Here is a 23,290-nt window from a genome sequence, read left to right as displayed (position 1 = left end):
CGATCACCTCGCTGAAGTGGGGTCGAAGAGGTGGCAGGCGACGCTGCGGGCCTCGCTGTTGCTACCGATGGTCAGCAGCTCCGGCTCGTCGCGGTCACAGCCGTCGATCCGCTGGCTGCAGCGTGGATGGAACCGGCAACCGGCAGGTGGCCGGCGCGGGCTGGGGATCTCACCGGCCAGCGGCGTACGCAGCTCGTGGTGGGCGTCGGGGGAGGGGATCGACGCCATCAGCGCCTGGGAGTAGGGATGTCTCGGTCGCTCGCTGATGTCGTCGGCGTGGGCAACCTCGGCGAGCTTGCCGAGGTACATCACGCAGACTCGATCGGAGATGTAGCGCACCACGTTGAGGTCGTGGGCGATGAAGAGGTAGGAGAGGCCGAGCTCGCGCTGGACCTCCTTGAGCAGGTTGAGCACCTGTGCCTGCACGGAGACGTCGAGAGCGCTGACCGCCTCGTCGCAGACGATGAGGTCCGGGTCGGTCGAGAGCGCCCGAGCGATCCCGATCCGCTGAGCCTGGCCGCCGGAGAACTGGTGCGGATAGCGCTCCATCGCGAACGAGGGGAGCCCGACCAGGTCCAGCAGCTCCTTGGCGCGTTTGATCCGGCTGGCCCTGTCGCCCATGCCGTGGACGAGCATGGGCTCGGTCAGCACCTGCGCGATGGTCATCCGCGGGTTGAAGGAGCTGAACGGGTCCTGGAAGACGAGCTGCATGCGCTTGCGAAGCTGAGTGAGCCTGCTCTTGGAGAGGGTGGCGATGTCTTGACCGTCGAAGGTGACCGTGCCGCTGGTCGGCTCGATCAGCCGCAGGATCAGGCGTCCGAGCGTCGACTTGCCGGAGCCGGACTCGCCGACCAGGCCGAGCGTCTCTCCGCGATTGATGGTCAGGGAGACCCCGTCGACGGCGCGTACCGGTGGCCGTTGGGGAGTGAAGAGACCCTTGCCGTCGCCGAAGTGCTTGACGAGTCCGTGGGCCTCGACGAGAGGAGTCGCGCCGGGGACGATCATCGGGCCACCTCCGCCATCGAGGCGAGAACGCCGTGGTCCTCGTCGGGGCGCCAGCAGCGGACCTGTCGCCCGTCGAGGTCCCGCAGCGGCTGGGGCTCTGCGCACTCGGGGCCGGCCTCGGAGCAACGGGTGGCGAAGCGGCAGCCGCTGGGCATCTCGTTGAGCGCCGGGACCGCGCCCGGGATCGCCGGCATCTCCTGGTCGCGCGGGGTGTCGCGTCGCGGGATCGCGTCGAGCAGGGCTCGGGTGTAAGGGTGCTGCGGTCGGTCGAGGATCTCGTCCGCGGTGCCTGCCTCGACGACCTGCCCGGCGTAGAAGACGACCACCCGGTCGGCCATCTCGGCGACCACGCCCATGTCGTGGGTGATGAGCATCAGCCCGACCCCGGTCCGTTCCTGGAGGTCGCGGATCAGGGCGAGGACCTGGGCTTCGACGGTCACGTCGAGGGCTGTGGTCGGTTCATCGGCGATGAGCAGGCGCGGGTCGCAGGCGAGCGCGCCGGCGATCATGACCCGCTGCCGCTGCCCGCCGGAGAGCTGGTGGGGATAGGCCTTGACCTTGGTCTCGGGCTCCGGGATGCCGACGAGATCGAGCAGCTCGACCGCGCGCTCGCGTGCTTGCCGCTTCGAGACGTCGTGGTGGATCCGATAGGCCTCGACGAGCTGGTGGCCGATCGTGAAGAGCGGGTCGAGAGAGGTCATCGGATCCTGGAAGATCACCGAGATGTCCTTGCCCCGGACGCTGCGCATGTCGCTGTTGGAGGCGCCGGTGATGTCCTTGCCGTCCCAGGTGATCCGGCCGCCGCTGACCCGGCCGTTGCCCAGCAGGCCGAGGACGGCGAGCGCCGTGACGCTCTTGCCGGAGCCCGACTCGCCGACGACGGCGACCGTCTCGCCCGCGTCGATCCAGAGGTCGACGGCGTTCAGCGCCTCGACCGTGCCACCCCCGGTCCGAAACTCAACATGGAGGTCCTCGATCCGCAGGAGCGGCTCATTCGCGGACCCAGTCGGTGCTCTCATATCGGACCCTCCCGTTCGTTCCGCGATCGGGTGCCGGCCGCGGATGCTGGTGGCTCAATCTAGAATCACGCTCTAGGATGGGATTCATCATTGAGTCGCCGAACGGGTGTGTCAAGGGTCACAATCCGGATATCGGACTTTCTTTCCAGGACGCCCCCGCTCGACACAGGTCGTGCCGAGGCGTACGACGCACGTGGCGCCGTGCTGCGCGGCGCAGGAGGTTGCATGAGTGAGTCCCAACCCACCGAAGTGACGGCCGCAGCGCGTTCCACCTTGATCGTGGTCTGCCTGGTCAGCGCGGTGATGGCGCTCAACGCCAGCTCGCTGAACGTCGCGCTGCCGACACTGAGCAGAGAGTTCGAGGCGAGCTCGACGGAGGGGAGCTGGCTGCTGCTCTCCTACATGGTCGCCAACACCGCCTGCCTGCTCCTCTTCGGTCGCCTCAGCGATGTCTGGGGGCAGCGGGGGCTCTACCTGAGCGGCCTGGTGATCTTCTCGGTGACGAGCCTGCTGGCCGGTATCGCGCCGAACGTCGAGGTGCTCATCGGGCTTCGTGTGGTCTCCGCGATCGGTGGCGCGGTGCTCATCGGCAACGGCGCCACCCTCATCCATCAGGCCTTCCCGCGCGCCTCCCTGGGTGGTGCCATGGGCCTGTACGCCGCCTCGTTCCCGACCGCCAACCTGGTCGGGCCGACGGTCGGTGGCCTGATCGTCGACCACATCGGCTGGCAGTGGGTGTTCTGGTTCAACGTGCCGGTCTGTCTGATCGCCCTTGCGGCCGGACATGCGCTGCTGCCGCGCCCTGTGGTGGACAAGCGCGCCGTCGGGATCGACCTCCCCGGCAACCTGGTGATCATGGTCGGCGTGGTCATGCTGACGCTCGGGATCACGTCGATGACGGATCTCGGTTGGCTCCATCCGCTGGTGATCGCCTGCATCGTGGGGTCGATCCTGCTGGTTCCGATCCTCCTGCTCATCGAACGACGGGCGGCAGCGCCGGTGGTCGACGTGGTCGTCATCCGCCGGGTGGGGAGGCTCTTTCTGGCCGGTTTCTTCACCGGCGCCGGAAGGTTCCCGCTGATCGTGCTGGCCAGCCTCTACTTCCAGAGCGTGATCGGCGTCGCCCCCGGCACGGCCGGGATGATGCTGCTGCCGATGCCGATCGGGATGATCCTCGCCTCGCTGACACTCGGCCGGCTCTCACGCCGTTGGACGGCACACCAGATCATGTCCGGCGGGTCGGTGGTGGGCACGTGCGGTGTCGCCCTGGTGGCGCTCGCGATCCATCTCGAGCAGACCTGGCTGGTGATGGCGACCCTCGCGATCGTCGGGCTGGCGACGGGCCTGTTCATCGGGACCAATGCCACGGTCCTGCTGGAGCGTGCCCCGGAGGAGGCGCTCGGCGTCGTCAACGCCACCCGGCTGATGCTGCAGAACACCGGCAACGTCCTCAGTCTCGCCGTCGCCCTCACGCTGCTGACCGCGCTGCTGCCGCCCGGTCTGGGGGCGGCAGTGCTCGCCGCGAAGGTGCCGGCAGACGGTGTCGATGCCGTCACCGCTGCCTTCACGCTGGTCTGTCTCTTCCTGCTCGCGCTCGGTGCGGTCGGATCCTGGTACTCCTATCCGCGGCGCGCCGATGCTGGGAGCGCGCAGTCGTCACCGTCTGGTGGTGGTGACGTCGTGCGGCGCGGTGGGCCGAGCGATGCGGGTGCGGGTGATGAGGAAGCCGAAGGCGGTGGCGAGCACGTACATCACGATGCTGTAGACCGCGGCCGGGATGGCGACGGTCGTGTTGTCGAGCACGCTCAGGGCGATCGTGAGGGCCACCGTCGTGTTGTGGATCCCGACCTCCATCGAGGTCGCGATCGCCTGCTCCTGGCCGAGCCTGAAGACCCGGGCGCCGAGGTAGCCCAGGAAGAGGCTCGCGCAGCAGAACAGCGTCACGACCACGCCGATCTCCTGGAGGTAGCCGGCGATGTTCTCCCGCTCGCCGAGGATCGCGCCGACCGAGACCATGACCAGGACCACGATCGAGAAGATCCGGACCGGTTTGTCCGCCCGCGCGGCGAACGTCTCCGACCGGCTTCGAACGAGCATCCCGATGCCGACAGGGACGAGCACGATCGCGATGACCTGGACCACCTTGCCGAACTGCAGGCCCAGGGTGTCGCCGGCGTCGAAGTAGGCGATCGCGGCGTTGGTGATCAGCGGGATGGAGACCGCCGCGAGCACCGAGTTGACCGCCGTCAGGGTGACGTTGAGCGCGACGTCACCGCGGAAGAGGTGGCTGAACAGGTTCGCCGTGGTCCCGCCGGGCGAGGCGGCCAGCAGCATGACGCCGACGGCGATCAGCGGATCCACGTCCGCGACCACGACTAGGCCGAAGGCGATCAGCGGCAGCACCAGGATCTGGAGGGTGAGCGCGACGAAGACGGCTCGCGGGGTGCGTACGACCCGGCGGAAGTCTCCCGGCGTCAGGCTCAGACCGAGCCCGAACATGATGATGGCCAACGCGATGGGGAGGCCGACCGAGAGCAGGGCCGAGTCGTTCACTGTGTTCCTCCAGCATGCGGGGCCGCCGCCAGGGGCGACCAGAAGAGACGTGCGTCACAGTGGACCATGCGGGAGGGGTGAGCGACAGACTTATCCGGACATTTCGGCCGGCGAAGCCGTATCCCCTGCCGCGAGCGGATCTCTCGGCTCGCGACAGGGGATGTGAGGGTGAGCATCACCGGGCTCAGACGAGCTTGACGACGACCTTGTCGAGGGTTGCCCGCAGCGTCTCCTGGTAGACGTTGTTCTCGGGCAGTCGGGCGTCGCAGAAGGCGGCGAGGTCGGTCCCGGTGACCTCGATGACCGAGCGTCCGGCGGCCGCCTCGGTCTCGAACAGGTCGAGAATGTCGCGGAGGATGGCGACGATGTCCATGCCGTCGCCGGCGGTGAATCGCCACATGTAGCTCTTCATCTCCGAGTAGACGGTGCGGTAGTCCGCGGGCAGCTCGGCGGCGCGGGCCTCCATGCGCTTCCAGGCCTTCTTGTCGCCGAGAATGCGGGTGAGGAAGTTGGTCATGTCGTGCTCCTTGATCGTGTTCTTCGCTCGGCTCCCGGTTTGGGGCCGTGAAAGAAGCGTGCAGCCCTGACGCTGCGTCAAGGTCAAGCACTGATCTGCAGAAAGTTCCCAGCGCCTGGATGTCAGGCGGCGAGGTCGTGGTCGAGGAGTACGTCGCGCAGGGTGAACTCTGCTCGGGACAGCGGCGGTGGGTCCGGTTGCCAGGCCTCCGGTGGTGGGCTGGTGTAGGTGTGTCCGGTGGGTGTGATGGTGATGATGCTGCCGTCGGGTCCGGGTCTGGCTTGCCAGCCGAGGGCTTCCTTGGCTTGATTGCATCGCTCACACAGGCCCTGGAGGTTCTCGGCGCTGGTGGTGCCGCCGTCTGCGTGGCGTTCGACGTGGTCGACGTTGCGGATCGGGGCGTCGCAGCCGTTGGTGCGGCAGGTCCCGCCGTCGCGGGTGGTGATGAACTCCGCCAGCCCGTCAGGTGCTTTCCGGGAGCGGGACTCCATCGCGACCAACTGGCCGGCGTGGTCGGTGAACAACCTCCGGACGAAGACCTCAGCATCGTTCAGCGCTTCGCGTGCCCAAGTGGCGGGGACGGGGCCGTAGCCCTCGATCATGGCGGGCTGGTCAGCGTTGTTGGTGAGGGTGTCGGCGGTCATCACGATCTTGACCTCGATCCGAGGCTTCATCCCTTCGGTGCCGGCGCGTCCGGTGACCCTGGCGACCAACGTGTCGGCCATGACCTGACCGCGAGTTCGCTCATCACCAGCCGCCTGCGCAGCCTTCGCGGCTTGGTCCAACGCCGCATAAACAGCGACACCGTCCTTGACTGGGAGCAGTGCGCCGAGCCAGGTCATGGTGTCCGGTGCGGGTCGGACGCTGACCCGGCGGTCCCTATCCGCGTTCGAGGCCCGGGCTACGACGGATTCTTGGTCGAGGGTGATGGCGAGCTTCTTGGCGGCGTTCTCGAGCTGCCGTGGCCCCATGGCCACGACCTTCGGAGCCTGCCCGTCTTCACTGAGGGCGCAGAGCTGGTAGTCGATGACTCGACGGTCCTCGACCGAGAGGCAGGCGGTCTCGCGGGCGAGGATGCTGGCCTGCCACTGCGAGAACAACCCGGTCTTCATCAACGCGTACGTGTGCGGCATCTCTGCCACCAAGACCTTCGCCAGGCCAAGGAAACTGGCGCCCTTGACGGGTGAGACCCGCCGCGCCAACGCCACTTGAGAAGCCACACCCTCACCGAGCTTGCGGGCAGGAATCCCCGCCTCCGCTTGGCGTGTGCGGACAGCGTCCTCGAGGCGTACCGCTGCTTGTGCCTGCACCGCCTCGGCGACGCACTTGACCTCTTCGAGCCGAGTGATCCAGTCGACCAGCTCACTCTCGGACGCACCCACAGGTGGCCCGGTGAGGAGTTGGTCGACGGTCTCGTTCATACACCCAATTATATGCGAAACACCACCCCGAGTCTACCTGTTTGTGCAGGTCAACCCCGAATTACGCGGTCCGCGAACATGTGACGTGATCTCCGCGCCACACCCTCGCCGCCGCCCCGATACTGGCGAAATTCTTTTCTCGATCAGGTGCCGGGTCAAGGATGGCCGTAGGCCACCGCGAAGCGGCGCCCGAAGGGCGTCCTTGACGCGGTGGCTGATCGAGAAACACTCGAGATCGGGTCGGCGGCGAACCTTGAAACGAAGAAACAGTCGCGTAGCGAGGTGTCCCGAACCGACCGTGTTGGTCTCGACACGCCTCCGCCTAGCGGCTCCGGCGGCTCGACCAGCGAGGTGAGGCGGGTCGTCCAGCGGGGTGAGGCGGGTCGACCAGCGAGGTGAGGCGGGTCGTCCAGCGGGGTGAGGCGGGTCGTCCAGCGGGGTGAGGCGGGTCGTCCAGCGGGGTGAGGCGGGTCGTCCAGCGGGTTGAGGCGGGTCGTCCAGCGGGGTGAGGCGGGTCGTCCAGCGGGGTGAGGCGGGTCGTCCAGCGGGGTGAGGCGGGTCGTCCAGCGGGGTGAGGCGGGTCGTCCAGCGGGGTGAGGCGGGTCGTCCAGCGGGGTGAGGCGGCTCGACCAGCGGGGCAGGGGGTTCCTTGCAGGGTGGTCACGACAAGCTCGACCACCGGGGTCGACAAGCTCGACCGACGCGCCACCCACCGAGACGATTCGTCCACCCCTGAAACAACTATCTATAGTAATTAGAGTTACATTACATCCCACGATCCTCGCACCAGGAGGCCCGCATGGAGCGGCTGATCATCTTTGCTCTGGTCGGCCTGGCCGCCCAAGCCGTCGACGGTTCCCTGGGCATGGCCTACGGAGTCACCTCGAGCACCCTGCTGGTCGCAACCGGCGTCGCCCCAGCAGTAGCGTCCGCATCCGTACATCTGGCCGAGGTCGGCACGACGTTCGCTTCGGGTGTCGCCCACTGGCGACTCGGCAACGTCGACTGGAAGGTCGTGGCCAAGATCGCGATCCCCGGCGGCATCGGCGCCTTCGCCGGTGCGACGGTCCTCTCCAATCTCTCCACCGAGAGTGCGACGCCCTGGGTGGCCGGTCTTCTGCTCCTGCTGGGTCTCTACATCGTCGCGCGCTTCGTCTTCGGGAAGCCACCGGTCTTCATATCGGGCCGTCGTCCGGGACTGGGTCTGCTCGCTCCGCTGGGTCTGTTCGGCGGCTTCATCGACGCCACCGGCGGCGGTGGCTGGGGCCCGGTCACCACGCCCACGCTGATCTCCAGCCGCACGCTGCATCCGCGCAAGGTGATCGGCTCGGTCTCGACCGCCGAGTTCGTGACCACGGTCTCGGCGAGCGTCGGCTTTCTCGTCGGCCTGGCGGGGGAGGCGCTCGACTGGCGGGTCATCGGCGGGCTGCTCATCGGTGGCGTGGTCGCTGCCCCGCTCGCCGCCTACCTCGTCAAGCACCTCTCGCTGCCGATGCTCGGCGGCCTGGTCGGCAGCATCATCCTGGTCACCAACGGACGTACGCTTCTGCGCAGCTTCGAGGCCGAGTCCGTGGCTGCGTACGGTCTGCTCTTCGCCGTGGCCGCCGTCATCATCGTCTTGGCGGTGCGCAAGGCTGGCCGTCGGTCCGCCGAGACGCCGGCGACCGAGCCCGAGCCCGAGCCCGCCAACGTCTGATCCGGCGGCGGGCTCAGGCCAGCGTCAGCGACGGACTCCGATGGCGGTCTGGGCGGCAGCCTCCTGGAGGGCCTCCTTCTCCGCCTCGGAGATCACGTCGGCCTTCAGCAAGGCGGTGGTCCGCTCCGCGACGTACGCACGGAACTCGCCGGGGGAGGACCAGGGGTGCTCCTCGGCGAACTGCTCCGAGAGGCACCGCCGTCCGTCCACGACCCGGTCCTCGACACCGGAACCGACCAGCTTCTCGGGGATCCCGAGCCAGACGGTGCCCTGGCAGACGACCGCGTCGGCGGGCTGGGCGTTGATGGTGGTGTCGACCAGCCGCAGGCCCTGGACGTGCTCGGCGAGCATGGGCGTGCGGACTCCGGAGAAGGAGGAGTTCAAGATGTTGATGTTGGTGATCGGCGAGCGTTCGTAGCCGCGCAGGAAGATCGCGTGGGTGCCGCCGACGCTGTGCAGGTCCTCGATGTAGATGTCCCGCACTGTCGGGGTGAAGTCGCCCGCGTCGCCCTCCTCGTAGCGGAAGTCGACCCAGACCGCCTGGCCGCCCTGCTGCGGGACCGCGTTGTCGCGCACGTAGATGTCCTCGACCACCCCGCCGCGTACGGAGTTGGTCTTGATCCGGACCACCCGGTCGAGATCGGGGCTGTCCATGACGTTGTCCTGCGCGAAGACGTTGCGTACGCCGCCGGACATCTCGCTGCCGGCGACCACGGCCCCGTGGCCGGCCTGCATGTAGTTGTTCTCGATGAGGATGTTCTCGGCGGGTACGCCGATGCGGCGCCCCTCGGCGTTGCGGCCCGACTTGATCGCGATGTTGTCGTCGCCGGTGTTGAAGAAGGTGTTCTTGATGAGCACGTCGCGGCTCGACTCGGGGTTCACGCCGTCGTTGTTGGGGCCGAGGCTCTCCAGGTGGACGCCGTCGATGGTCACGTTCTCCGACAGGGTCGGGTGCAGCAGCCACATCGGGGACCGGTTCAGGGTGACGCCCTGGACCAGGATGTTGCGGCTCTCGTAGAACTCGACGAAGCTCGGCCGGATGTAGTGGCCGGCGCCGAAGACGCGCTCCTCGACCGGTACACCCTCCTCGCCCATCCGGAAGAGCTCGTTGCGGTCCGGCGTCTCGGGGCGGGGGCTGTCCGCCTTCCAGTCCCACCAGTTGTCGGCGTCGGCGTTGCCGTCCAGGGTCCCGTTGCCGGTCACCGCGACGTTCTCGACCTGGTAGGCGTAGATGAAGGGGGAGTAGTTGTAGAGCTCGACACCCTCGTAGCGCGTCTTCACCACGGGCAGGAAGTCCGCCTTGTCGCGGCTGAAGCGGATCGTCGCCTCGTCGGCGAGGTGGAGGTTCACGTTGCTCTTCAGGTGGATCGCGCCGGTCAGGAAGACGCCCGCAGGCACCTCGACCCGCCCGCCTCCGGCCTCGGCGATCGCCGCGATCGCGTCCCGGAAGGCGTCGGTGCTCTTCCCCTGGCCCGAGGGATCGGCGCCGAAGTCGACGACGCTGACCGCACGCTCGGGGAACGTCGGTGGCTTGATCCGGGCGCGGATCTCGTCTGCCTGAGCCCAGGCCACGGATGTGTCCGTCGGGTCGCCAGGCGGGGGTGGAGGTGCCTGCCCGGCGACGGCGGACGGGGCGGTGAGAGTCAGGGCGCAGAGGAGGGCGATCGCCAGGCCAAGGGTGCGAGCCGGCCACCGGGTCGAGGAGGCGGGAGGTGTGACGTACGTCTCATGTGGCGTCATGGAAGTCATGCTCGCGTGAGGCGCTCAGGGCCGTCCAATGCCGATCCGGTCTGGTGCGATACCTTCCGGAAAGCGCTGTCCGATGGTGAATCAGGGCCTTTGGAAAAGTTCTTCCGATGTCGATGCGACGGTCCGTACGCCGAGGCCAAGGAGGTCGTCGGCGGCTGGGCGCTGACCCGCTACGACACTCTCGAGGAGGCGATCGCCGGGCAGCAGGTGTTCGCGCAGCTGCACGCGACTCACTGGCCGGAGGCCAAGATCGTCGCCACCCTGCGCCAGATCTCCGAGGCCGACTAGCTCCGGCTTCCAACGCTACGACGCCTGGTGGCGGGGCCGCGGTACGGCGGCGACGAGCTGCTGGGTGTAGGGGTGCTGAGGGGAGTCGAAGACGGTGGCCGGGTCGCCGTCCTCGACGATCTTGCCGGCCTTCATGACGTAGACGTGGTGGGCGACGAGGTGGACGACGGCGAGGTCGTGGCTGATGAAGAGGTAGGAGAGGCCCTGGTCCCGTTGGAGGTCGACCATCAGCTCCAGGATCTGCTCCTGGACGAGGACGTCGAGGGCGCTGACCGCCTCATCCATGACGACCAGCTCCGGGTCGAGCGCGAGGGCACGGGCGATCGCGACGCGCTGGCGTTGGCCACCGGAGAGCTCGTGCGGCCGCCGCTGGGCGTACGCCGCGGGCAGGGCGACCCGGTCGAGCAGCTCGGCCACGGTCCGGCGGCGGCTCGCGGCGTCGCCGATGCGGTGGACGCGCAGGGGCTCGTCGATGACCTGACCGATCGTGTAGCGCGGGTCGAGGGAGGCGTAGGGGTTCTGGAAGACCGGCTGGATGGCGCGCCGATAGGCGAGGAGCTCCTTGCCGCGCAGGCTCGCCACGTCGGTGCCGCGGTAGCGGATCGTGCCGCCGTCGGCCCGCTCGAGGCGGAGCGCGAGTCGGGCGGCGGTGGACTTGCCGGACCCGGACTCGCCGACGATGGCGACTGTGCGTCCCTTCGGGATGGTCAGGTCGATCCCGTCGACGGCGTGCAGGTGCTCGCGTTGCCCGCGGATGCGGTAGCGGCGTACGGCGCCGGTCACCTCGAGGAGGGTCTCGGCCTGCTCGTCGGCAGCGATCGGGGTGACCTTGACGTCGGACATCGCGGGCGCGGCGGCCAGCAGCCGCTGGGTGTACTCGTGGCGGGGATCGGCGATGATCGTGGCCGCGTCGCCGCTCTCCACGACCCGACCGCGGTGCATGACGACGACCCGGTCGGCGCGCTCGGCGGCCAGGGCGAGGTCGTGGGTGATGAGGAGCACGCTGGTGCCGAGCTCGGCGGTGAGCTCGGTCATCTGGTCGAGGACGCGGCGCTGCACGGTGACGTCGAGCGCGGAGGTCGGCTCGTCGGCGAGGAGCACCTCGGGACGGCAGGCGAGCGCCATCGCGATGAGCACCCGTTGCCGCATCCCGCCGGAGAACTCGTGCGGATACTGGCGGAAGCGGGCCTCCGGCCGGTCGATGCCGGCCTGGCCGAGCAGGTCGATCGCCCGGTCGCGGGCCGTGCCGCCCGAGGCGAGACCGTGCACCTCCAGCGCCTCGGTGATCTGCGCACCGACGGTCATCACCGGGTTGAGGTTGGTCATCGGGTCCTGCGGCACGAGGCCGACGCGGCGACCCCGGATCGCGGTCATGACCGACTCGGGCGCGTGGGTGATGTCCTGGTCGCCGAGGGTGATCGTGCCGGCGGTGATCCGGCCGTTGTCGGCCAGCAGTCGGTTCACGCAGGAGGCGAGCGTGGACTTGCCGGAGCCGGACTCGCCGACGACGGCGACGGTCTCGCCGGCGGCGAGGTCGAGGGAGATGTCGTGCAGCGCCTGGACCGGGCCCTCGCCGGTGTCGAAGGTGACCGAGAGGTCGCGTACGGACAGGACGGTGGTCATCGGTCCTCCTCGAGGCCGGCCGCGTCGAGCAGCACCGAGATGATCTCGGCACCGGTCACGACGTCCGGGAGCCGGGTGGGGTTGGGGGCGATCGGGCCGAGCGGGCCGTGGAGGCGGGTCGCGCCGCCGGCGACGACGACACCGGTGTCGGGTGCGATGGCGAGGTAGGTGCCGGTGAAACCCGGATGGTGGAGGTAGCGGACCTCGCCGGCCCGCCCGAGGAAGCCGCCGTGCGCCTGCTCGGGATGCTCCGGGTGTGGTGTCAGGAAGCGGTCGACGACCTCTCGCGGCACGAAGGTGCCTTCGCACAGGGCCGTTCCGTACGTCAGTAGGTCCTCGACGCCTGCGAACAGGCCGGCGTGCCCGGCGACACCGTCGAGGGCGTGCGCGGTGTTGCCGTCGTCGACCTCTCCCCGGAGGTGGTGGTTGCGCCATCGGGAGAAGCGAGTCGGCGGCGTGCCGACGGGGTGCGGCTCGTCGGTGGCGAGCATGGCGTACTCGTAGCCGTCGCTGTCGGCGCTCGTGGCGGCGCGAGCCGGGACGACCGGTCCGAAACGGGCGGCGAGTCCCAGCGGGGCGGCCACGAGCTGGTCGTACGCCTCGTCCAACCGGAGCGTGGTGATCTGCTCGATCACCTCGCCGAGCAGGATCATGCCGAGGTCGGAGTACGTCCAGCCTCTGCCGGGCGGGTAGGCGAGCGGGAGCTGCTGGACGACCTGGATCGCCTCGCTGCGCCGGCCGCTGGACGCGGCGACGTAGAGCGGCCACCACGGACGTAGGCCCGCGGTGTGGGTCAGCAGCTGCTCGATGGTCGCCTCGTCCTTCCCCTCGCCTCGGAAGGCGGGCAGGTGCCGGCACACCGGGTCGTCGAGGCCCAGGTCACCGGCCGCGACGAGCCGCATCGTGATCGCCGTCGTGGCTGCGAGCTTGGTGACCGAGGCGAGGTCGAGCATGTGGTCGGTCTGCATCGGCGTTCCGGCCCCCAGCGCCGAAGGCAGACGGGCCCAGCCGGAGGCCGCGACCTCGGCTCCGTCCGGGGTGCGCAGCCCGACGACGGCGCCTGCCGGGTGGGTGCCGTCGTCGCCCAGGGTCAGCAGACGGTCGGCGTAGGCCTGGACGGGCTCCCGGCCGGTCATCGCTCGAACACCAGAGTCCCGGGCCAGGCGTCGATCGCCGGCGGGGGTGCGCTCGCAGGGTTGATCCGGCCGAGCACGCGGGGTCCGGCGGCACCGGTGCAGCTGGGAACGTTGCCGGGGAGCCCGTGGACGCTGGCCCAGCCGATGAGGGCGAAGGCGATCGCCTCCTTGTGATCGGACGGGACGCCGAGGGCGTCGCTGGTGGTGACCCGCACGCCGGGAAGGAGCTCGCCGAGCCGTTGCATCAGCACCGGGTTGCGTACGCCGCCACCCGAGGCCACCAGCACCTCGACGCCCGCCTGGGTCACCGCCTGGGAGACGGTGACCGCGCTGAGCTCGGTGAGGGTCGCGACCAGGTCGGGAAGTGAGGGATCCACGCCGCTGCGCTCGAGCGCGGCTCGGACGTAGTCGAGGTTGAACAGCTCCTTGCCGGTGCTCTTCGGCGCCGGCTGTCCGAAGTAGGGCGAGTCGAGCAGCTCGGTGAGCAGTGCCGGATCCACGGCACCGGCGGCGCCGAGCTCGCCGTCGCGGTCGTAGGTCGCTGCGCCCGGCGCGTCGGTGACCACGGCGTCGATGAGAGCGTTGGCGGGGCCGATGTCCCACGCGACCGGGTCTGCGGCGCTTCGGCACACGGTGAGGTTGGCGATGCCGCCGAGGTTGAGCGCCGCAGCGACGGCGCCGTCCTCGAGCAGCGGTGCCAGCATCCGGACGTCCAGCAGCGGCACCAGCGGCGCACCGTGTCCGCCGGCGGCGACGTCGTCGGAGCGTACGTCCGAGACGACCGTCGCGCCGGTCGCCTCGGCGATCCAGGCGGGCTGTCCGATCTGGAGCGTGCCGAGCGCGCGCCCGCACTCGACCCAATGAAAGACGGTCTGGCCGTGCGTACAGACGACGTCGACGGCACCCGCTTCCTCGACAGCCCGGCTCGCCGCCGCGGCGAACGCCTGCCCGATCCGGGTGTCGAGCTCGCAGACGACGTCGAAGCCGACCGGCGCCGGCGGCATGGCCTCGATGAGCCGCTGTCGAAGGTCAGCGGCGTAGGGCACCGAGGTGCTGTGCGCGATCCGGGCGTGCAGCACGTCGCCGTCGACCTCGAAGTCGACGACAGCGATGTCGATCCCGTCGTGGGAGGTTCCGGAGATCATCCCGAGCACGCGCATCAGCCACGCTCCTCGATGACGGTCCGCAGCCGGCCGCCGGCCCGCTCCAACGCCTGGGAAGCCTCGGTGGGGGAGAGGCCGGTGAGGATCGTCGCGATCGCGAGCTTGGTGTGCCAACCCGCCTCGTCGAGCGCTCGGACCGCGGTCGCGTCCTCGGCCCCGGTGGCTTCGGTGACCATCCGGACCGCGCGGTGACGCAGCTTGGCGTTGTTGGCCCGCATGTCGACCATCAGCGATCCGTAGGTCCTTCCGAGCTGCACCATGGTGGCGGTCGAGAGCATGTTGAGCACCATCTTCGTGGCGGTGCCGGCCCCGAGCCGGGTCGATCCGGCGACGACCTCGGGACCGACCGGCACCTCGATCCCGTGGTCGGCTGCTCGCCCCAGCGGTGTGCCCAGGTTGCAGGCGAGGCCGACGGTGAGCGCGCCGATCTCGGCGGCGTGCTCGAGGGCGCCGAGGACATAAGGCGTACGTCCGCTGGAGGCGATCCCGACGACGGTGTCGAGCGGCCCGACGTCGAGGGCGGCCAGGTCGTCTGCCCCGCTCTGCTCGTCGTCCTCGGCCCCCTCGGCGGCGCTGACGAGCGCTGCCGGGCCGCCGGCGATGACGCCGACGACCACCTCGTCGACCCCGAAGGTGGGCGGCACCTCGGAGGCGTCGAGCACCCCGAGCCGCCCCGACGTGCCCGCGCCCACGTAGATCAGCCGACCGCCTTCTCGCATCCGCTCGGTCGCCGCGGTGACAGCGGCTGCGATCGTCGGCAGGGCGGAGCGTACGGAGGCCGCGACCGTCGCGTCGCGCTCGTTCATCGCTGCGATCAGGTCGGTCACCGAGAGCTGGTCGATCTCCGGCCCGCCCGTGCTGCTCGACGCCTCGGTGGTGAGCGCGTCGAGCATGGCCCCGTCCTCTGCGTTCACTGGCCCTGCCTTCATTGGTTGGCTCCTCGTGGGTCGAGCGCGGCTCGGAGTCCGTCGCCGAGCAGGTTCAGCCCGACCACGGCCAGGATCAGCGCGGCGCCGGGGGCGTAGAGCATCCACGGAGCGACGCTGGTCAGTGACTGCGCGGCATAGACCATGCCGCCGAGCGACGCCGCCGGTGGTGGGGTGCCGAACCCGAGGAAGCTGAGCGCCGCCTCGGTGAGGATCGCCCACGACAGCGACAGCGTGATCTGAACGACCAGGATGCCGAGGATGTTCGGGAGCACGTGCTCGAAGAGGGTGGAGAGCCGACTGCGGCCGACAGCGGTCGCGGCGAGCACGTACTCGGCGTGGCGCAGCGTCAGGACCGGCCCGCGGGCGACCCGCGCGAAGATCGGCAGATAGACCACCGCGATCGCGATCGCCACCGTGAGCCAGCTGCGTCGCAGAGTGGCGGCCAGGGCGAGGGCGAGCAGCAGCGACGGGAACGCGAAGAGCACGTTGGTGATCACGCCGACCACCCGGTCGAGGATGCCTTGGTAGTAGCCGGCCAGGATGCCGAGCAGCACCCCGCCGATCGCCGCCACGGTCACCGAGACGAGGGCGACCCGCAGCGAGTTGGCCAGGCCGGAGCAGACTCTGGCGAAGATGTCGCGGCCGAACTGGTCGGTGCCGAGCCAGTGGCTCGCGCTGGGGCCCTGAAGCGCCTCCGACACGTTCTGGGCTGCAGGGTCCTGCCCGACCCCGGCCGCGGCCAGGAGCGCGAGGACCGTCACGACCGCCATCAGGACCAGACCGACGATCCCGCTCGGCGTACGGAACGCCTTGACCCATCGGCCCGAGGCCCGCGTCGTGGGGACCTGGGGCACCTCGTGCATGTCAGCAGCGGCGCTCATTGAACACGCACCCTCGGGTCGACCAGACGGTAGATGACGTCGGTGAGCAGGTTGACCAGGACGAACATCACCGCGATCACCAGCACCGTCGACTGCACCACGGCGTACTCCTTCTGCTCCAGCCCCAGCAGCACCTGGCGTCCGATGCCGGGGATCGCGAAGATCTGCTCGACCACCAGCGCCCCGCCGAGCAGGAAGCCGAACTGGAGACCGCTCATCGTCACCACCGGGATCAGAGCGTTGCGGAGGATGTGCCGCACCTGCAGCCGCCGGCCGGACACCCCCTTGGCGCGCGCGGTCCGGACGTAGTCCTCGGAGCGGACGGTGAGGATCGCCGCGCGTGTTGTCTGCAGGATCGGCGGAGCGATGCTGATCCCGAGGACCAGCGCCGGCAGCAGCATCTGCTGCAGGTTGAGGGCGGGATCCTCGCTCAGCGTGCGGTAGCCCTCGCCGTTGGGATACCAGCCGATGGTGTTGACCAGCCAGCTCGACACCACGGCGGCGAGCAGGAACGACGGCACCGACAGCGCGATCAGGCTGGTCAGCTGGCTGATCTGGTCGCGCGCCTTCCCGGGGCGGCTGGCTGCCAGCATCCCGCCCGGTACGCCGAGCCCGAGCCCGATCACGATGGCGAGCACGGCCAGCTCGACCGTGTTCGGCAACGACTGGGCGGTCATCGACAGCACGCTCAGCTGTGAGGTCGCCGAGACCCCGAGATTGCCGGTGAGTACGCCGCCGAGCCAGCCCAGGTACTGGGACAGGAGCGGCTCGTTGACCCCGTAGTAGGCCTCCAGTGCCTGCAGCTGCTCGGGGGAGAGGTCGCCGGCAGCCGTCCCGTACGCCGCGGTGATCTGATCCCCGGGGACCACCCGCAGCAGCACGAACGTGAGGATCGAGACCCCGATGAGCGTCAGCGCCGCCTCGCCGGCACGCCGGGCCACCGGGTGGCGCCCGACGGCGCCGACCCGGTGCGAAAGGCTCGACGCGGCGCTCAGGAGACCGACGCCTTCCACAGCGTCGCGATCGAGGCGTCGGTGCGCTCCTCGAGGCCCTCCACGCGCTTGTTGGCCACGACGTACATCTCCGGGGTGAACAGCCACACCCAGGCCGCCTGGTCGACCAGGCGCTGCGAGATCTCCTCGTAGATCGGCTTGCGGGCGGCGGTGTCGGTGGTGGCGATGCCGTCGGCGAAGAGCTTGTCGAGCTCGGGCGAGCTGTAGCCGGCGACCTTGTTGAAGCTTCCCGCCTTGGTGAAGTAGCGGCTGTACATCGTGTTCGGGTCCGAGCTGCCGCCGTTCATCGCGATCGCCGCGTCGAAGTCGGCCGCGAGCCACCGCTCGACGTAGGCGTTGGAGTCCAGCGCCTCGACGTTGACCTTGATCCCGACCTTGCCGAGCTGCGCCTGGATGTTCTGCGCCTCGTCGACCGCGGTGGAGTAGAGACCCTGGGAGGTCATCAGGTTCAGCGTGAACCCGTTCGGCTTGCCCGCCTTGGCCAGGTAGTCCTTCGCCTTGTCGAGGTCCTGCTCGGGGCACGGCTGAGCCTCGGCGTCCGAGCGGTATTCCGGCGAGGTGATCGGGCCGGTCGGCTTGCCCGACCCCAGGGCCGCGGAGTCGATCACGTCCTCGCGCGAGATCGCGCACTGGATTGCGAGCCGGGCGTTGGGATCCTTCAGCGTCGGTGAGGTCGCCCGCAGCTGCAGCACGTGGTAGGACAACGAGTCGACGGTCATGGACTCGGTCTGACCCGAGGTCGCGGTCTTCGCCGTCACCGGGTTGTCGAAGATGGCGACGTCCACCGAGCCGGTCTTCAGCGAGGACACCATCGACTGCTCGTCGGGGATGACGCGGAACTCGACCGTCGCCGCGCCGGGCTTCCCGGCGTAGTAGTCGGCGTTGCGCGTGAGCGTGATCGACTCGTTCGGTGTGCGGCTCTTGAACTGATACGGCCCGGAACCCACCGGCTTGGCCTCCAGGCTCTTGGCGTCGACGTCCGAGGGCACGATCGCGGTGTTGACCCCGGTCAGCCCGGCGACGAAGGAGGCGTCGGGCTGCTTCAGGGTCACCACGACCGTCTGCGGATCGGGCGCCTCGATGCCGGCGACGTTGGCGAAGTACGACGCCGAGCTCGCGCTCGAGGCGGGGTCGATGATCTTCTCGTAGGTGTACTTCACATCGGCGGAGTCGAGGGCGGAACCGTCACCGAAGGTGACGCCTTCGCGGAGGGTGAAGGTGTAGGTCTTCCCATCCTCCGAGATCTCCGGCAGCTCCGCGAGCCCTGCCTCCGGGACGCCCTCGGCGTCGGTGTTGAGCAGCGGGCTGTAGATCTGCGAGAGGACCTGGATCGACTGGGTCGAGGTCGCGGTCCAGGGAACCATCTGTGCCGGGTCGGCGGAGATCCCGAAGACCAGGGTGCCGTTGGCGTCACCGGTCTTCTCGCCGCCGGAGCCGCAGCCGGCGAGCGTTGCTGCGAGCAGTCCGGCCGCGAGCGCGGTGGCGACCGTTGCGTGGGTGCGATGTCCGTGTCGGCGCTGCGTACTCACGGATCCTCCTAGGGTGGGGCCAAAGAGCTCGGGCCAAGAGGTCGGGCCCGTGCCGGAGTGGCATGGCCCGCGGATTCCCCGACCCTATGACAAAATGTTTCCGATGTGACCCCCTGCCGGTCAATTATTGACAGGCTGTTGTGTCGAGCCGAGCGAGGAGCCGATGAGCGAAGACATCCTGGTGGGTCTGCGACAGGCCCTGCCTGCGCTGCGGCCCAGCGAGCGGCGCCTGGCGGACGCGGCCCTGGCGGACCCGGCGACCGTCGCGGGGCTGACCATCACCGAGCTCGCCACTCGCCACGAGACGTCGACCGCGACCGTCACCAGGCTCTGCCGCAGCCTGGGGTTCGCCGGCTACTCGGCGTTCCGGCTGGCGCTGGCGCGAGCGGGCGCCAGCGAGACCGGCCGCCGGATCGAGTTCGGCGTCTCCGAGGGCGACATCGATCCGGCCGACACCACCCGGGACGTCGTGCGCAAGCTCGCCTATCAAGAGGCGCGAGCGGTCGAGGAGACCGCGGACAGGCTCGACATCGACGAGCTCGACCGGGTCGTCGCGGCGATCACGACCGCCTCGGTCGTGGACGCGTACGGTTCGGCCTCCAGCGGCCTGGCAGCGCAGGACCTCCAGCAGAAGCTGCGCCGGATCGGTTACCAGGTCAACGCCTGGGCCGACGCCCACCTCGCTCTCACCAGCGCCGCCGTCCTCCCGACCGACGCCGTGGCCATCGCGTTCTCTCACTCCGGCGAGACCGAGGAGGCGGTCTCCGCGCTCCACACCGCCGCCGGCCGGGGTGCCTTCACCGTCGCTGTCACCAACTTCCCCGACTCACCGCTTGCCGAGCTCGCCGACGCCACCCTCACCACCGTCTCGCGCGAGACCCGGTTCCGGTACGGCGCGATGTCGAGCCGGATGGCGCAGCTGGTGATCGTCGACGCGATCTTCCTCGGTGTCGCCCACGAGAACCCCGACGACGTCACCGCCGCGCTCGGGGCGACGTTGGACGCCGTCGCGTCCCGGCGTATCCGTCCCCACAGGGGCTGATCGCCGCCTCTCAGGCGCCCAGGTGGAGGGAGGCGTACGTCTCCTTGACGAAGCGGAGATGGCTCCACGTCTCGGCCTCTCGGACGCCATCGAGGTCGCGGATGTGGTCGAGCACCTCGACCAGGCCGCCAGAGGTGGCGGTGTTGACCGTGAGCAGCGCGTCGTAGCGTCCCAGGGTCCGCGCGAGGAAGGTCGCCGACGGGAGCTGGGCGAGCTGCGCGGCGATCGGGCGGTGGGCGGCGCCGTCGAGACGGAGGCCGATTCCGGTCGCCGCCCGCCGCTCCCGCCCGGAGTGGCGCACCACGGCGCCGACACGAACGACGTTGCCGGCGAGCAGACGGACCACCCGGCGCCGCGTGCCTGCGGGGGAGAGGCCGACGCTCGCGGCGAGGTCGACGAACGACGCACGGCCGTTCGACTGCAGCGCGCGCAATAGCGCGTAGTCGGTCTCGTCGAGCGATCCGGCCGCCGGTGCAGGGCCGACCGGGGCGGCGACGTCGCGGATCACCTCGGTGTAGAGGAGGGTCTCCGTGGTCAGGATGCCGTCGATCGCCCGCAGCTCGGCGAGGGCATCGTCGATCTCGACGATGTCGCGGGCGCGGAGCTCCACGACCAGGGCGTGGGCGCCGCTGGTCATCGACACCAGGGTGGTGTCCTCGCGGGCGGCGAGCGCCTGCGCTACCCGGCTCGCGGATCCGTTGACGCCGACCGAGACGTGCGCGAGGACGTCGTGGCCCAGTACGGCTGGGTGGACGACACCTCGCACATCGATGTGCCCTTCGGACAAGAGCCGTTGGACCCGCGCGGCCGCAGCCGAGCGGGAGAGGTCGACCCGCGCCGCGATCTCGCGATGGGTGAGTCGCCCGTCCTCCTCGAGGAGGACGACGATCGCCTCATCGGTGTCATCGAGCACGCCGGGTGCGATTTCGTTCGACATTTTTTGGGTACGCCTCCGGTGTCGTATCGAGCCTCAGATCTGGCCCATCACTGCGATTATGACGGATTCAACTGCCGCTGATGGCATATCGACAGTTCTAGCGGGTGAGTAAAGATCGAAGTGATTGCAGGTGAGCGTCGGATGATCTTAGAGTGACGCGGATCTCAGTCGCCCTGTTCCTCACTTCCGTAGGAGACACCTCATGCCCGTCGGCCCCGTCGACGCCTCCAAGAACCCGCGCTACGCCGGCTTCGCCACGTTCGCCCGCCTGCCTCGGCTCGACCAGGTGGAGCGTGCCGACATCGCGATCGTCGGTGTCCCGTTCGACACGGGCGTCTCCTACCGGCCCGGTGCCCGGTTCGGTCCGTCGCACGTTCGGGAGTCCTCGCGCCTGCTGCGCCCCTACAACCCGGCGCTGGACGTCTCGCCGTTCGCCGCGGCTCAGGTGGTCGACGCGGGCGACATCGCAGCGAACCCGTTCAACATCAACGAGGCGCTCGAGACCGTCCAGGCCTCGGCGCTCGACCTCACCGCGGGCGGGACCCGGCTGGTCACGATCGGCGGAGACCACACCATCGCGCTCCCGCTGCTGCGCGCCGCGGCCGAGCGCCACGGACCGGTCGCGCTGGTGCACTTCGATGCCCACCTGGACACCTGGGACACCTACTTCGGTGCCGAGTACACCCATGGCACCCCGTTCCGCCGGGCGGTCGAGGAAGGCGTCCTCGACACCGAGGCGCTGTGCCACGTCGGCACCCGCGGACCCCTCTACGGCAAGAAGGATCTCGAGGAAGACCGTCGCTTCGGCTTCGGGATCGTCACCTCCTCCGACGTCTTCCGCCAGGGCGTCGACGAGGTGGTGGACAAGATCAGGCAGCGGGTCGGCAACCGGCCGGTCTACGTCTCGATCGACATCGACGTCCTCGACCCGGCGCACGCGCCCGGCACCGGCACCCCCGAGGCCGGCGGGCTCACCTCGCGCGAGCTGCTCGAGATCCTGCGCGGCTTCGTCGGCCTCAACCTGATCGGGGCCGACGTGGTGGAGGTCGCCCCGGCGTACGACCATGCCGAGCTGACCGGGGTCGCCGCCTCGCACGTGGCCTACGACCTGGTCTCGCTCCTCGCCATGCGACACGGAGGTCAGGCGTGATGACGCGCAACGGCGGCGACGTCACGGTCGAGAGCCTGACCGCGCTCGGTGCGACCCATGTATTCGGCATCCCGGGGCAGCACGCGCTCGGTCTCTTCGACGCCATCCGGCGCAGCGAGCTGAGCTTCGTCTCCTCGCGGGTGGAGAACAACTCCGTCTTCGCGGCCGACGGCTACGCCCGGACGACCGGCCAGGTCGGCGTGGTGTTCTGCTCCACCGGACCGGGGGCACTCACCGCGCTGGGCGCCCTCCAGGAGGCGTACGCCGCGTGCGTCCCGGTCCTGATGATCACCAGCCAGATCCCGCGCGACGGGCTCGGCGGTGCCCGCAAGGGCTATCTGCACCAGCTCGACGACCAGCAGGCCAGCGCCCGCAACGTCACCAAGTCCACCGCCACGGTCCGCGACGCGGCGGCCATCCCCGGCGTGCTCGCCGACGCGTGGGCCACTGCACAGGCGGCCCCGGCCGGGCCGGTATGGGTCGAGATCCCGCAGGACGTGCTCCTCGAGGAGGTCGCGGTCCCGCCGGTGACCGGGCTGGACGCGGAGGTGCCCGCACCGCGCCGGCCTCGGCCGGAGGTCGCTGCCGAGGCCGCTCGGCTGCTGGCCGGGGCCGAGCGTCCGGTGATCCTCGCCGGGGGCGGCGTACGTCGCTCCGCGGGCGCGCCGGAGGCGCTGGTCGCCCTCGCCGAGACTCTCGACGCCCCGGTGGTCTCGACCGCCGGTGGCAACGGAGCGATCCCGCTCGCGCACCCGCTGAGTGCGGGCGCGTGGATCGAGGACCGGTTCACCACCGACCTGCTCGAGGACGCCGACGTCCTGCTCGCCCTCGGCACCTCGTTCGGTGAGGTGACCAGCAACTACGGCACGTTCGCCCCGCGCGGCCGGGCGATCCAGGTCGACGCCGAGGCGAGGGTGCTCGGCTCCAACCACGACGTGCTCGGCGTGCATGCCGACGCCGCTGCTGCGCTGGCCGACGTCGCCGCGGCACTTCCCGAGGCCGGTGCGCGGCCAGGTGCGAGGCGGTCTGGCGCGAGCGTCGCCGCGGAGCTGCGCGCCCGGGTCCAGGCCAGGCTCGACAGCCAGGACCTCGCGGCCGAGCAGCGGCTGCTCGCCGACCTTCGCGCGGCCGTGCCCGACGACACCGAGACCTTCTGGGACATGACCATCGCGGCGTACTGGGCCTGGTCGGCCTGGGACCCGCGCAGCGGCGGCTTCCACACGGCGCAGGCGTCCGGCGGTCTCGGGCTGGGCTTTCCCGCGGCGATCGGCGCCGCGGTGGGGACCGGGCGGCGCGCCTTCGCGGTCACCGGCGACGGTGGCGCGATGTATTCCATCGCCGAGCTCGCCACCGCCCGCCAGCACGATGCCGATCTCACCTGGCTGGTGATCGACGACGGCGGCTACGGGATCCTGCGCGAGTACATGACCGGCGCGTTCGGGGAAGCCACCGCGACCGAGCTCGCCCGTCCTGACTTCGTCCGCCTCGCCGAGGCGTTCGGCATCCCCGTGCACGCCGCGACCCCCGAGACCGTCGGCGACGTCGTCGCCGGCACCTTCGCCACCAGCGGACCAGCGATGGTCGTCCTGCCGGCGACCCTCCGCATGTTCTCCGCCACCTGACCGCACCGACCTGACCG

19 protein-coding genes and 1 pseudogene are annotated in these 23,290 nt (G+C 69.8%); 6 read left to right on the top strand and 14 right to left on the bottom strand.

Going from position 1 to position 23,290, the window contains the following annotated elements; translation table 11 throughout:
• Window positions 1-3: 3 nt before the first annotated feature.
• The gene (locus IEY84_RS19070) at window positions 4-1,005 is read right to left on the bottom strand and encodes an ABC transporter ATP-binding protein (RefSeq protein WP_183545862.1); all 1,002 of its coding nucleotides are present in this window, start codon (window positions 1,003-1,005) and stop codon (window positions 4-6) included.
• A complete protein-coding gene (locus IEY84_RS19065; RefSeq protein WP_183545860.1) occupies window positions 1,002-2,024 on the bottom strand; it encodes an ABC transporter ATP-binding protein in 1,023 nt (340 codons plus the stop codon). The genes IEY84_RS19070 and IEY84_RS19065 overlap by 4 nt, the downstream gene beginning before the upstream one ends.
• A 225-nt stretch (window positions 2,025-2,249) precedes the next feature.
• On the opposite strand from IEY84_RS19065, the pseudogene IEY84_RS26805 reads away from it, so the two are divergent.
• A pseudogene (locus IEY84_RS26805) lies at window positions 2,250-3,656 on the top strand (MFS transporter); the annotation flags it as partial.
• Between the two features lie 24 nt (window positions 3,657-3,680).
• On the opposite strand, the gene IEY84_RS19060 reads toward IEY84_RS26805, so the two are convergent.
• From IEY84_RS19060 to IEY84_RS19050, 3 genes are all read right to left on the bottom strand, one after another.
• Entirely contained in the window at window positions 3,681-4,523 is an 843-nt protein-coding gene (locus IEY84_RS19060; protein WP_221208890.1) for a bile acid:sodium symporter family protein, read from the bottom strand.
• 238 nt (window positions 4,524-4,761) lie between these two features.
• A complete protein-coding gene (locus IEY84_RS19055) occupies window positions 4,762-5,094 on the bottom strand; it encodes a DUF1048 domain-containing protein (protein ID WP_183545858.1) in 333 nt (110 codons plus the stop codon).
• A gap of 122 nt (window positions 5,095-5,216) precedes the next feature.
• A complete protein-coding gene (locus tag IEY84_RS19050; RefSeq protein WP_183545856.1) occupies window positions 5,217-6,515 on the bottom strand; it encodes an HNH endonuclease in 1,299 nt (432 codons plus the stop codon).
• A 799-nt stretch (window positions 6,516-7,314) separates the two neighbouring features.
• On the opposite strand from IEY84_RS19050, the gene IEY84_RS19045 reads away from it, so the two are divergent.
• Complete coding sequence (locus tag IEY84_RS19045; protein WP_183545854.1) at window positions 7,315-8,211, top strand: sulfite exporter TauE/SafE family protein; 897 nt, start codon at window positions 7,315-7,317, stop codon at window positions 8,209-8,211.
• Window positions 8,212-8,235: 24 nt separating this feature from the next.
• Here IEY84_RS19045 and IEY84_RS19040 read toward each other — a convergent pair whose 3' ends face one another.
• Window positions 8,236-9,951 carry a glycoside hydrolase family 28 protein gene (locus IEY84_RS19040; RefSeq protein ID WP_183545852.1) on the bottom strand — a complete coding sequence of 572 codons (1,716 nt, stop codon included), beginning with the start codon at window positions 9,949-9,951 and terminating at the stop codon, window positions 8,236-8,238.
• Between the two features lie 99 nt (window positions 9,952-10,050).
• On the opposite strand from IEY84_RS19040, the gene IEY84_RS19035 reads away from it, so the two are divergent.
• On the top strand, window positions 10,051-10,248 hold the full coding sequence (locus tag IEY84_RS19035) for a YciI family protein (RefSeq protein WP_183546360.1): 198 nt from the start codon (window positions 10,051-10,053) through the stop codon (window positions 10,246-10,248).
• A gap of 15 nt (window positions 10,249-10,263) precedes the next feature.
• Here the strand turns inward: IEY84_RS19035 and IEY84_RS19030 are convergent, their stop codons facing one another.
• Genes IEY84_RS19030 through IEY84_RS19000 form a run of 7 tightly spaced genes read right to left on the bottom strand, consistent with a single transcriptional unit; the run spans window position 10,264 to window position 18,522 of the window.
• Window positions 10,264-11,871 (bottom strand): ABC transporter ATP-binding protein, encoded by a 1,608-nt coding sequence (locus IEY84_RS19030; protein WP_183545850.1) that lies wholly within the window; start codon window positions 11,869-11,871, stop codon window positions 10,264-10,266.
• The gene (locus IEY84_RS19025) at window positions 11,868-13,007 is read right to left on the bottom strand and encodes a serine hydrolase domain-containing protein (RefSeq protein WP_183545848.1); all 1,140 of its coding nucleotides are present in this window, start codon (window positions 13,005-13,007) and stop codon (window positions 11,868-11,870) included. Before IEY84_RS19025 ends, IEY84_RS19030 begins: the two co-directional genes overlap by 4 nt.
• Window positions 13,004-14,167, bottom strand: coding sequence for an anhydro-N-acetylmuramic acid kinase (locus IEY84_RS19020; RefSeq protein WP_183545846.1), 1,164 nt, complete (start codon window positions 14,165-14,167; stop codon window positions 13,004-13,006). The genes IEY84_RS19025 and IEY84_RS19020 overlap by 4 nt, the downstream gene beginning before the upstream one ends.
• A complete protein-coding gene (gene murQ, locus IEY84_RS19015; RefSeq protein WP_183545844.1) occupies window positions 14,167-15,099 on the bottom strand; it encodes an N-acetylmuramic acid 6-phosphate etherase in 933 nt (310 codons plus the stop codon). The genes IEY84_RS19020 and murQ overlap by 1 nt, the downstream gene beginning before the upstream one ends.
• A complete protein-coding gene (locus IEY84_RS19010) occupies window positions 15,096-15,980 on the bottom strand; it encodes an ABC transporter permease (RefSeq protein ID WP_221208850.1) in 885 nt (294 codons plus the stop codon). The genes murQ and IEY84_RS19010 overlap by 4 nt, the downstream gene beginning before the upstream one ends.
• A complete protein-coding gene (locus IEY84_RS19005) occupies window positions 15,977-16,921 on the bottom strand; it encodes an ABC transporter permease (protein WP_221208849.1) in 945 nt (314 codons plus the stop codon). The genes IEY84_RS19010 and IEY84_RS19005 overlap by 4 nt, the downstream gene beginning before the upstream one ends.
• A gap of 50 nt (window positions 16,922-16,971) precedes the next feature.
• Window positions 16,972-18,522: an ABC transporter substrate-binding protein gene (locus tag IEY84_RS19000; protein ID WP_221208848.1), complete on the bottom strand. Its 1,551-nt coding sequence runs from the start codon at window positions 18,520-18,522 to the stop codon at window positions 16,972-16,974.
• A gap of 163 nt (window positions 18,523-18,685) precedes the next feature.
• Here IEY84_RS19000 and IEY84_RS18995 point away from each other — a divergent pair, with 163 nt between their 5' ends.
• Window positions 18,686-19,564 carry a MurR/RpiR family transcriptional regulator gene (locus tag IEY84_RS18995; protein WP_183545842.1) on the top strand — a complete coding sequence of 293 codons (879 nt, stop codon included), beginning with the start codon at window positions 18,686-18,688 and terminating at the stop codon, window positions 19,562-19,564.
• A gap of 10 nt (window positions 19,565-19,574) precedes the next feature.
• Here the strand turns inward: IEY84_RS18995 and IEY84_RS18990 are convergent, their stop codons facing one another.
• On the bottom strand, window positions 19,575-20,501 hold the full coding sequence (locus tag IEY84_RS18990; protein ID WP_183545840.1) for an Lrp/AsnC family transcriptional regulator: 927 nt from the start codon (window positions 20,499-20,501) through the stop codon (window positions 19,575-19,577).
• Between the two features lie 202 nt (window positions 20,502-20,703).
• On the opposite strand from IEY84_RS18990, the gene speB reads away from it, so the two are divergent.
• Both speB and IEY84_RS18980 read left to right on the top strand, forming a co-directional pair.
• Window positions 20,704-21,651 (top strand): agmatinase, encoded by a 948-nt coding sequence (speB, locus tag IEY84_RS18985; RefSeq protein WP_183545838.1) that lies wholly within the window; start codon window positions 20,704-20,706, stop codon window positions 21,649-21,651.
• Entirely contained in the window at window positions 21,651-23,273 is a 1,623-nt protein-coding gene (locus tag IEY84_RS18980) for a thiamine pyrophosphate-binding protein (protein WP_183545836.1), read from the top strand. The genes speB and IEY84_RS18980 overlap by 1 nt, the downstream gene beginning before the upstream one ends.
• Window positions 23,274-23,290: the final 17 nt, after the last annotated feature.

The organism is Nocardioides albus (genome assembly GCF_014648255.1).
GTDB lineage: Bacteria > Actinomycetota > Actinomycetes > Propionibacteriales > Nocardioidaceae > Nocardioides > Nocardioides albus.
Note: the sequence above shows the minus strand (reverse complement) of the source record. Positions and strands in the feature narration are given on the sequence as shown.